This is a genomic window from Actinotalea ferrariae CF5-4, from assembly GCF_000603945.1.
Taxonomy (GTDB): domain Bacteria; phylum Actinomycetota; class Actinomycetes; order Actinomycetales; family Cellulomonadaceae; genus Actinotalea; species Actinotalea ferrariae.
This window is the reverse complement of the sequence record NZ_AXCW01000196.1, coordinates 1-7,535: the sequence shown is the minus strand read 5'-3', so window position 1 is coordinate 7,535 and position 7,535 is coordinate 1. Positions and strand designations below refer to the sequence as shown.

Below are 7,535 nucleotides of genomic sequence, written 5' to 3'. Positions count from 1 at the left end.
CCCCCGCGGCCGAGTCGCTGGCCGACCGCGCCCACCGCGCCGCGATCGCCGACGCGGCGCGCGACGTCGTCGCCGTCGTCGCGCGGACCTCGGGCCTGGACGCCACGGCGGTCACCGAGTCGCTGCAGCTCGCCGTCGGCCCCGCCGTGAGCCGCCACCTCTTCGCGGTCGGTGCCGGTCTGGACTCGATGGTCGTCGGCGAGCGGGAGGTGGCCGGCCAGGTGCGGCGCGCCCTGCAGACCGCGCGGGGTCTCGGCACCACGTCCTCGACGCTGGAGCGGCTGTTCCAGTCCGCGTCCCGCGCGTCGCGCGCCGTCGGGTCCGGCACGGCGCTGGGCGGGACGGGGCGCTCGGTCGTCGGGGTCGCGCTCGACCTCGTCGCGCAGGACGTCGACCTCCGGCAGGCCTCGGTCCTGCTCATCGGCACCGGCTCCTACGCGGGCGCCAGCCTCACCGCCCTGCGCACGCGCGGCGCACGCGACGTCGCCGTCTACTCCCCGTCCGGCCGCGCGCACGGCTTCGCCACCGACCGCGGCGCCCGGCCGGTCGAGGCCGGCGACCTCCCGGGCGCGCTCGCGGCCGCCGACGTCGTCGTGTCGTGCTCGGGTGCCCTGGGCCCGGTCGTCGACGTGCCGATGGTGACCGCCGCCCGCGCGGCGGACCCGACCGGGACCCCGCGACCGCGCGTCCTCGTCGACCTCGCGCTGACCCACGACGTCGACCCGGCCGTCGCGACCGTGCCGGGCGTGCGGCTCGTCGACCTCGCCACGATCCAGGCGCACGCGCCGGCCGCCGTCTCGCGGGAGGTCACCCGGGGGCGCCGGATCGTCGAGGAGCACGCCGCGGAGTTCGAGGCCACCCTCGCGGAGCAGACGCTCGTGCCCGCCGTGGTGGCCCTGCGCCGCCACGTCGAGCAGGCCATGGCCGCGGAGCTGCACCGGGTGCGGGCGGGGGACCCGGAGGTCGCCGCGGCCGTCGAGCGCTCGTTGCGGCGGTTCGCGGCGTCGGTGCTGCACGTGCCTGCCGTGCGGGCCCGTGAGCACGCGCGGCGGGGCCGCCACGACGAGTACCGCGAGGGTCTGGAGGCCGTGTTCGGCCTCCAGGTCCAGGCGGGTGCGCTCACCGGGGCAGGCGCGCTCACCGCCGGAGGGCCCGACGGGCTCGACGACGCGGGCGACCCGGACGACGACGCCCCCCACGGCCCGCCGCCCGCCGCCTCGGCCTGACGGCCGGAAAACGCTGGCCGCGCCCGCCCCGGCGCGCGGACAGTGGACTCCATGACCCAGCGTTCGTCCGCCCCGGCCGGCCCAGCGCCCTGGCGTGTCCTGCCCGCACCGGTCCCGCCGTCGCCGGACCACCGTGACGCCTGGGCGCTGCACGGCTCGGCGGCGGTCTCCCGCGAGGCGGACCTCGACACGTACGGCCACGACGACCTCGCCCTCACCGCGCAGTACCTGTGGGCCAAGCTCCAGGAGCAGGACTACGCGCGGCGCGTGCGGCTCGTCGCCGTCCCGGCCGACGTCCCGGACCCGGGCCCGGACGACGTCGTCGGCAGCGCGTCCGTCGTCCTGCCGCGGCGCAGCAACCACCACGTCGCGCACGTGGCCGTCGCGGTCCGGCCGGCGGTCCGGGACGGTGGCTCCGGGAGCGCGCTGGTCGAGGCCGCCGAGGCGATCGCGACGGCGGGCGGTCGGTCCACGGTGATCCTCGAGAGCGAGCACGGCGGCGAGCCGGCGGAGGGCACGCCCGGGGCGATGGAGCCGGCGAGCGGAGCGGGGCGCATCGCGGCCGACGACCCCGGCGCGGCGCTCTGCCTGAAGCACGGCTACGCGCTCGAGCAGGCGGCCCGGTACTCCGTCCTGACCCTGCCCGTGCCGCCGGACCGTCTGGCGGGCCTCCGCGCGGCCGCGACGGAGCGCGCGGGCGCCGACTACCGCCTCGTCACCTGGCAGGACCGCGCCCCCCAGCGGTGGGTCGACGACTGGGCGCGGCTCGAGACCCGCATGTCCACGGACGAGCCGCAGGCGGGGCTCGACCTCGAGGAGGACCCGTGGGACGCCGACCGCCTCCGGCGGTACGAGCAGGACATCGCAGCGTCCGGCCACACGTACCTCCTCGTGGCGGCCGAGCACGTCCCGACGGGCACGCTCGCCGGCTTCACGATGGTCCAGCTCCAGGTCGACCGGCCGGCACCGGTCTTCCAGGAGGACACGATCGTCGTCGGCGAGCACCGGGGGCACCGGCTGGGCCTGCTCATGAAGGCCGGGCTGCTGGAGCGGCTCCGGGAGCTGCGGCCCGAGGCTCGCCGGGTCCACACGTGGAACGCCGAGGAGAACGCGTTCATGCTCGGCATCAACGTCGCGCTGGGCTTCCGGCCTGCCGGTGTCGCGGGGGTGTGGCAGAAGCGCCTCGCGTGAGGCGTCAGGCCGACGTGCGCGCGGGCGTCGCGACGACGAGGCGGTCGCGCAGGCGCGCCGTCGTGGCGTCGGTCAGCCCCGCCTCGCCGAGCACTTCCCGGACGCCCCCGTGCTCCTCGTGGAGCACCGTGAGCATCCCGGCCATCGTGCCCGGGTGGGCATCGACGAGGACGGCGACGTCCGCGGCCACCGCGGCGAGACCGAGCCGCCGCCGCAGGGCCGGCAGGGCGACGCTCGTGCGCGTGTAGTCGAGGACGACGTCGTCGCGGCCGGCACCCAGGACGGTGAGGAGGCACGCCGCCACGATCCCGGCCCGGTCCTTGCCGGCGGTGCAGTGCACCAGCACGGCGCCCTCGGCGCGTGCGACGAGCTCGAGCACGCCCACGAGCAGGGGTGCGCTCGCGAGCGTGACCATCGCGTACCACCGGCCCAGCTCGTCCGGCGTCACGGCGTTGCCCGTGAGCCGGGCGACCAGCCCGCCGGGCATCCCGGACCGGGGGAGGAGGGGCAGGTGGTGCTGTTCGACACCTCGCGCGCGCAGGGGGCCGGTCCCCGCGCTCGCGACCTCGTGCGGGGAGCGCAGGTCCACGACGGTGGACAGGCCGGCGTGCAGGAGGGCCTCGACCTCCCAGGTGGTCGCCCGGCTGAGGTCATCGCTGCGCAGGACCACGCCGTGCCGGGTGGTGCCGCCGGTCACCGGGATCCCGCCGAGGTCGCGGAGGTTGAGCAGCCCCTGCTCGGTGTCGGGGTCCCCGAGCCCGTGGACCGCGCGCGGGCGGGGGTGCGGCTCCCACGGGTCGACGGCGGCGCTCATGCGCTCAGCCTCGCCGGTCCGGGTGTCGGGGCCGACGCCGCCCGGCGTCGGCCGCACGGCGGGACGGTGAACATCCGGGGGAGGCGGCGTCCGGCCCCCGTGGCGTGATGTCGCAGGTCGCGGGCCCGACCAGCGGACGGCGCCCCGCGTTGGCGCCCCTCAGCCGACGACGGCGATCGCGTCCGGCTGCGCGCGCAGGGCGACGGTCGAGCCCGGCGCCGGCGCGTCCAGCTGCACGCCCGCGCTCGGTTCGACGACGGTCACCTGGCCGACGTCGGGCACCTCGACGACGAGCTCGACCACGCCGCGCCGGAACCCCGACTGCAGGACGGTCCCGGTGAGCGTCGCCCCGTGACCGCCCGGCTCGCCGGCCAGGACGAGCGACCCCGGGCCCAGGGCGAGCAGCCGCTCCGCGGGCCCGTCGTGGTCCTGGCTGTCGTGGTCGTGCCCGTCGTGGTCCTGCCCGTCGCGGCCCGACCCCTGATCGCCCGCTCCCCGGCCGGCCCCGCTCCCGCCCCGCAGGGCCCGTCCGGCCGGCGAGTCGGCGCGCACGAAGGCCTCGTAGCCGAGGAAGGCCGCGACGCGGCGCGAGGCGGGCCGGTGCCACAGCCGCGCGGGCGGGTCGACCTGCAGGAGCCGGCCCGCGTCCATGACGGCGATGCGGTCGGCGACGGCGAAGGCCTCGTCGTGGTCGTGGGTGACGAAGAGCGCCGTGGTGCCGGTCGCACGCAGGGCGGCGCGGACGTCGTCGGCGAGGCGTTCGCGCAGTGCCCGGTCCAGGGCGGAGAGCGGCTCGTCGAGGAGCAGCAGCCGCGGTCGGGGGGCCAGGGAGCGCGCGAGCGCGACCCGCTGCCGCTCGCCCCCGGACAGGCTCGCGACGTCGCGGTCCCCGAACCCGCCCAGCCCGACGAGCTCGAGCAGCTCGCCGACCCGCCGGGCTCGCTCGGCCCGCGGCACGCGCTGCATCTGCAGCCCGAAGGCGACGTTCGCCGCGACGTCGCGGTGGGGGAAGAGCTGGCCGTCCTGGAACATCAGACCGATGCCCCGCTGGTGCACGGGGACCCCGGCGAGGTCGCCGCCGTCCCAGGTGATCGTGCCGCGGGCGACCGGTTCGAGGCCCGCGACCGCACGCAGCAGGCTGGACTTGCCGCTCCCGGAGGGTCCGAGCAGGGCGACGACCTCGCCGGGGGCGACGTCGAGGTCGAGCCCGTCGACGGCGGCCTTGGTCGTGCCGTCGTCGTCGCGGTACAGGACGACGACGTCGCGGACCTCCAGGCCCCGCCCGCTGGGCGCCGCCGACACCCCGGCCATCAGAACTCCCCCGTCGCGGCGGTCCGGCCGCCCGCCCGGAGCCGCTCGGTGAGCAGCATGACGGTGGCGGTGAGCAGCGCGAGCACGACCGACGCCGCCAGCGCCATGCCGAGGTTGTCCGCGCCCGGCCGGCCGATGAGCCGGAAGATCACCACGGGCAGCGTCGGCTGGTCGGGCCGGGCGAGGAACGCCGTCGCGCCGAACTCCCCGAGGCTGACGGCGAAGGCGAGCCCGACGGCGAGGCCCAGCGACCGCGCGGCGAGCGGCCAGTCGACGAGCCGCAGGACCTGGCCCGGGGCGGCGCCGAGGACGGCGGCCGCCTCGTGGAGCCGGGTGTCGACGGCGCGGAGCACGGGCAGCACGGTACGCACGACCAGCGGGATCGCGACCACGGCCTGCGCGACGGGGATGAGGACGAGCGAGTCGCGCAGGTCCAGGTCGATGCCGAAGGGGCGCTGGAGGGCGACGAGGAACCCGAAGCCGACGGTCACCGCCGAGACGCCGAGCGGGAGCATGACGACGGCGTCGAGGGTGCGGACCGCCCGTCGCCCGGTGCGCGAGCGGGGGCGGCGGGACACGACCAGGGCCACGAGACCACCCATGACCACGGCGAGGAGGGTCGCGTCCACCGCGACGCGCAGCGACGTGAGGGCCGCCTCCCACACCGTGACGCTCAGCGCGTTCGGGCCGCCGGTGGTGCCCAGCGCGACGTAGTTGCCGAGGCCCCAGCCGTCGCGCGTCCGGAAGGACCGGACGAGGACCGTGCCGAGCGGCAGGGCGAGGAGGACGAGGCCGACGGCGGCCGTGACGGCGAGGGCGAGCACGTCACCGTTCCGGCGCCCGGGCCCGCGCAGGGCGAGGCGCTGCGCCGTCGTCGTCTCGGCGGGGCGGAGCTGGAGGGCGCGCTCGCGCCGGTCCCGCGCGCGCCCGGCGGCGACGAGGGCGAGCGCGACGACGGCGAGCTGGACCACGGACAGGACGGCGGCGGCGGGGAGGTCGAGGAACTGCGTGGTCTGGACCCAGATCTCGGTCTCGACGGTGCCGTAGCCCGTGCCGCCCAGCACGAGGACCACGCCGAACGCCGTCGCGCAGAACAGGAAGACGATCGCCGCCGCGGACGCGATCGCCGGGGTCAGGGCGGGAAGCGTGACGGAGACGAACGCCCGCCAGGGCGGTGCACCGAGGGAGCGGGCGGCCTGCTCCGCGCGCGGGTCGAGGGAGGCCCAGAAGCCCCCCACGGTGCGCACGACCACCGCGTAGTTGAAGAACACGAGCGCTGCGACGACGGCGGCGAAGGTGCCGTCCCAGCCGAGGAACCCCAGCGGGCCGTGCGGCGCGAGGACCGAGCGGAACGCCACCCCGACCACCACGGTGGGCAGCACGAACGGGACGACGACGAACGCGCGCAGGGCGGTCCGGCCCGGGAAGTCGCAGCGATACAGCAGGTAGGCACCCGGGAGGCCGAGCACGACGGCGAACGCGGTGGCGACGGTCGCCTGGGCGACGGTGAGCCCGATGATCCGCCAGGTGCGGGGACGCCCGAACACCTCGCCGAACGCGGTGAGGTCCAGGGCGCCGTCGGGCGCGAACCCCCGCCCCACGATGGCGGCGACGGGGTACGCGAAGAAGACCGCGAGGAACAGGAGCGGCACCGCGGTCGCGAGGGCCCACACGACCCCTCGCCCCGCGGCGCCGGAGCGGTACGCGAGGCGAGGGGTGACGCCGCCCGGCCGCGTGGGCCGGGGCGTCGTCGTCGTGGGGGTCACGGGGGTCCGATCAGCGGGCGGGACGGGTCGCGGGGGTCACCCGATGACCGTGTCGGTCCAGGTCTGGATCCAGCTGTCCCGGTTCTCGGTGATCGCGTCCGGGTCCACCTCGAACGGCTCCTCGGCCTGCGGGGCGAAGGTCGCCCAGCTCTCGGGCAGCTCGACGGAGGAGTCGACCGGGTAGACGTACATCTGCTCCGGGATGTCCGCCTGGACCTCCGGGCTGAGCAGCCAGTCGACGACCTTCTGCGCGCCCTCGGGGTTCTCGGCCCCCGCGAGGACGCCGGCGTACTCGACCTGCCGGAAGCAGGTGTCGAGCAGCGCGCGGGTGGGTGCCTCGGCGGGGTCGGTCACGCCCTCGGGGACCTCGTAGGGCGGGGAGGAGGCGTAGGAGAGGACGAGCGGGCGGTCGCCGCCCTCGCTGGAGGGGCCGGTGAAGTCGACGTAGTAGGCGTCCGACCAGCCCGCGGCGACCTTGACGCCGTTGTCGCGGAGCGCTGCCCAGTAGTCGACCCAGCCCTCCTCGCCGAACGCACCGACGGTCGCGAGGAGGAACGCCAGCCCGGGGGAGCTCGTCGCGGGGTTGGTGACGACGAGGAGGTCCCGGTACTGCGGGTCGGTGAGGTCCTCGAGGGTCTCCGGCTCCGGGATGCCCGCCTCGGCGAACCACTCGCGGTCGACGTTGACGCAGACGTCGCCGACGTCGATCGCGGTGAGGTAGCCCTCCTCGTCGACGGCGTAGCGGGCGACGTCCTCGCCGGCGGCGGGGGACGTGTACGGCTCCAGGACGCCCTCCGCGATGGCCCGCGAGGCGAAGGAGTTGTCGATGCCGAAGACGACGTCGCCCAGCGGCGCGTCCTTGGTCAGGATGAGCTGGTTCACCAGCGCACCGCCGTCACCGGGGGCGCGCTGCTCCAGCGTGAGGCCCGTGTCCGCCTCGAACTGGGCGATGAGCTCCTCGCTGAGTGCGAAGGAGTCGTGCGTGACCAGGACGACGCGGCCACCGTCCGTCGTGGCACCGGTGCCGTCCTGGCCGGTGGTCTGGCCGCTGTCCTCGTCGTCGGCCGAGCCGCCGACCGCCGTGCAGGCGGTGAGGGCGAGGGCCAGACCGGAGGCGGCGACGACCTGCGCGGTCCGGGTGCGGCCGGCGCGGCCGCGGGTCGGGATCGGTCCGGACGCGCGGGTCGTGCCGGTGGTGGTCGTGCCAGTGGTCGTCGTGCCGGGAGC

At 76.8% G+C, this 7,535-nt stretch carries 6 protein-coding genes; 2 read left to right on the top strand and 4 right to left on the bottom strand.

Annotation, left to right across the window (positions count from 1 at the left end; genetic code table 11):
• Together N866_RS14185 and N866_RS14180 are read left to right on the top strand one after the other, a co-directional pair.
• A partial coding sequence (locus N866_RS14185; protein ID WP_052023085.1) for a glutamyl-tRNA reductase occupies positions 1-1,226 on the top strand: 1,226 nt, incomplete at its 5' end.
• Positions 1,227-1,277: 51 nt separating this feature from the next.
• Positions 1,278-2,417, top strand: a complete 1,140-nt coding sequence (locus N866_RS14180; RefSeq protein ID WP_052023084.1) for a GNAT family N-acetyltransferase — start codon at positions 1,278-1,280, stop codon at positions 2,415-2,417.
• Between the two features lie 4 nt (positions 2,418-2,421).
• Here the strand turns inward: N866_RS14180 and N866_RS14175 are convergent, their stop codons facing one another.
• The 4 genes from N866_RS14175 to N866_RS14160 form a co-directional block, all read right to left on the bottom strand.
• Positions 2,422-3,231: a tyrosine-protein phosphatase gene (locus N866_RS14175; RefSeq protein WP_155855383.1), complete on the bottom strand. Its 810-nt coding sequence runs from the start codon at positions 3,229-3,231 to the stop codon at positions 2,422-2,424.
• Between the two features lie 159 nt (positions 3,232-3,390).
• Positions 3,391-4,542: an ABC transporter ATP-binding protein gene (locus N866_RS14170; protein WP_034227473.1), complete on the bottom strand. Its 1,152-nt coding sequence runs from the start codon at positions 4,540-4,542 to the stop codon at positions 3,391-3,393.
• Positions 4,542-6,308: an ABC transporter permease gene (locus tag N866_RS14165; RefSeq protein ID WP_081802665.1), complete on the bottom strand. Its 1,767-nt coding sequence runs from the start codon at positions 6,306-6,308 to the stop codon at positions 4,542-4,544. Before N866_RS14165 ends, N866_RS14170 begins: the two co-directional genes overlap by 1 nt.
• Positions 6,309-6,344: 36 nt before the next feature.
• Positions 6,345-7,535 (bottom strand): thiamine ABC transporter substrate-binding protein (locus N866_RS14160; protein ID WP_425393965.1); only part of this gene is annotated, 1,191 nt, incomplete at its 5' end.